The organism is Blastochloris sulfoviridis, assembly GCF_008630065.1.
Classification (GTDB): domain Bacteria; phylum Pseudomonadota; class Alphaproteobacteria; order Rhizobiales; family Xanthobacteraceae; genus Blastochloris; species Blastochloris sulfoviridis.
Window position 1 is genome coordinate 1 of the sequence record NZ_VWPL01000080.1, and the last position, 571, is coordinate 571.

Sequence of the window (571 nt, forward strand, 5' to 3'; positions counted from 1 at the left end):
GCGTACCACAGCTACGACCCGCCATGGGTGGGCAACTATGCCCGCTGCAACGTCCTGTTCGACATGGGCATTGCGTATGGCGAAGTTGTCATCGCCTGCTGTCCGAAGCTGCATTGGGATGTCGACCCGATCTCGGCGGTGTTTCCCCGGAGGGCGAGGTTGCTCAAGAGTGAATCCGGAATGGGCTTTCAGCGCCCCACGCTGACCGGCTTCGCGGATCCAGGCAGCGCCTGGGATGCACTTGATGCCGTCTACAGCTTCGCACGGCAGATGAACGCGATGGCGATTACATTCGGGGGACTTCAGCAGCTTTGGGAATGTCATTCCGAAGAGCGGCAACACATCCTGGAAGAACTCTTGAACGATTTCACGTCGGTACTCGAACGCTATCCCGTACGAACAGATCCCAACGACCCGCTGAACCAAATGTCGTGGGACGAGTATGTCAAACTGGTCGAATCCGAGATCGAAGACGAGGACATCGAAGATGACTGAGAGCCTGACTCAAAAGCCTACTATCGGGCGAGGCGCCTGACGGCGAGCTGGATGGCGGCGAGGGTGACGAAGGCCT

The 571-nt window shown here is 58.3% G+C and carries 1 protein-coding gene; it reads left to right on the forward strand.

The window, feature by feature from the left end:
- Positions 1-495, forward strand: a 495-nt coding sequence (locus F1193_RS16915; protein WP_210247398.1) for a hypothetical protein, incomplete at its 5' end; no start/stop codon positions are given.
- Positions 496-571 lie beyond the last annotated feature (76 nt).